This is a genomic window from Polaromonas sp., assembly GCF_030682935.1.
In the GTDB taxonomy this organism is placed as follows: Bacteria; Pseudomonadota; Gammaproteobacteria; order Burkholderiales; family Burkholderiaceae_C; genus Polaromonas.
This window is the reverse complement of record NZ_JAUXNA010000172.1, coordinates 1-1,811: the sequence shown is the minus strand read 5'-3', so window position 1 is coordinate 1,811 and position 1,811 is coordinate 1. Positions and strand designations below refer to the sequence as shown.

Here is a 1,811-nt window from a genome sequence, read left to right as displayed (position 1 = left end):
GCGGAAGTGCCGATTCCCACCGATGTGGTGTGCGCCAAGACCTTTGCCGCCGATGCGCCGGCTACCGTCAAACGGGCGACCGAGGTGGCCGACGACGACCTGATCCTGGACATTGGCCCCGAAACCACCGCCCGGCTGGCGGCGCAGCTGATGGCGGCCGGCACCATTGTCTGGAACGGCCCGGTCGGCGTGTTCGAGTTTGAGGCCTTTTCCAACGGCACCGAAGGCATTGCGCGCGCGATTGCCGCGAGCAGCGCGTTTTCGCTGGCCGGCGGCGGCGACACGCTGGCGGCGATTGCCAAATACGGCATCGAGCAGCAGGTGGACTACATCTCCACCGGCGGCGGCGCTTTTCTGGAGATCCTGGAAGGCAAGACGCTGCCCGCGTTCGAAGTACTGGAGAAGCGGGCGGCGGGCTGAACACTGAAGGCTGGAAGTCTGTTTGACTATGAAAAAGGGTGCCGAGGCACCCTTTTTTACGTCGGTTCGGTGCGCTGCGGGCTGGTGGCGCGTCCTGCATAGTCGGTCCAGCAGCGGCGGCTGAAGTCATAGAGTTTGCAGCTGCGTGCCGTTTCAAAGTACCAGCGCCACGAAAACGGCTGAACCACGATGCGCTCGGGCAGCATGTGTTCGAGCTTGCTCTGCGCCTGCTTGAGCCGGTACAGCGGAATGCTCATGTCCACATGGTGCGCCGTGTGCTCCATGATGTGGTGCAGCACCGCGCCTATGCCCAGCGGAAAGGTCAGGTGCACGGTGGTCGAGACAAAGGGTTGCGCCTGGGACCAGGCGGCCTTGTCGTCGTGCCAGGACACCTTGACATGCGTGTGATGCACATACACCACGAAGCCGATCATCGCGTTCCAGAACAAAAAGGGCAGTACAAAGCCGCTCAGCAGCACCGCCGCGACCGGCTGCGCCGTGGCCAGCGCGGCCGCCACCATCACGCCGGCCCACAGCACGGCAAAGGCCGACACCAGCAGGCAGTCCTTGATGAAAATCGGGCGGCGCGTGGGCATGTGCGCCCGGTTCGGAAAGAACATGCGGTTCCACCAGATCTCGATCATGTAGTACAGGCCCGGCGCCCAGCCGCTGCGGTAAACGCGGTCCCGCAGGCGCTGAAAGGGCGTGAGCGCCTGGTATTCGGTCTGCGTGAGCGGGGCCCAGACGAAATCCACGCCCTTGAGGTTGGTGTAGCCATGGTGAACCACGTTGTGGCCCACGTCCCACAGGCTGTAGGGCGTGAGGGACGGCAGGAAGGCGATGCGGCCCAGCCACTTGTTGAGCCTGCGGTGCGGCGTCAGGCTCTGGTGGCAGGCATCGTGGCCAATGATGAACAGGCGGCCGGTGACAAAGCCCGCGGCCAGGCCGCACAGCAGCTTGCCCCACACAGCGTCGACCAGCACGGTGCCGGCCAGCGCCGCCAGCAGCAGTGCGTAGTCAAACACCAGCAGCAGCAGCGCCCAGAGCGTGGTGCGGGTAGACAGGGGAATCAGCCACGCGCGCAGGGTCTTGCGGTGCGGCAGCGGCTGGTCGGCTGGAATGGGGGCGAGCGAAGCGGGCATGGGCGTGTAAGTGAAGGGGATGACAACAGGGCCCGGAAAAGAGGCCAGGCCGCACCGCGCCGGCGTAGCCGGGCGCGGTGCAGACAACGAGCGAAATTCTAGGGGCAGCGGCCCGCACAAGTTCTGACCAGGATCAAACTTTTGCAAACCCGGATCCGAGCCGCCCCATGTTTTGGTACCCGGCCTGTAACCGGTTCCATGTAAGAATCAGAAAACAAATTACAAGGAGACTCTTCATGTCGCTTCGCG

At 64.2% G+C, this 1,811-nt stretch carries 2 protein-coding genes; one reads left to right on the top strand and one right to left on the bottom strand.

Annotated elements, in window-relative coordinates; translation table 11 throughout:
* On the top strand, positions 1–420 hold a 420-nt coding region (pgk, locus tag Q8K05_RS07905; RefSeq protein WP_305246032.1), incomplete at its 5' end, for a phosphoglycerate kinase.
* 56 nt (positions 421–476) lie between these two features.
* Here the strand turns inward: pgk and Q8K05_RS07900 are convergent.
* A complete protein-coding gene (locus Q8K05_RS07900) occupies positions 477–1,562 on the bottom strand; it encodes a fatty acid desaturase (protein ID WP_305246030.1) in 1,086 nt (361 codons plus the stop codon).
* Between the last annotated feature and the right edge of the window lie 249 nt (positions 1,563–1,811).

Bases quoted from the DNA above. Each gene is read 5' to 3' on its own strand.
- Q8K05_RS07900 (WP_305246030.1), bottom strand. From the start codon at position 1,562: ATGCCCGCTTCGCTCGCCCCCATTCCAGCCGACCAGCCGCTGCCGCAC.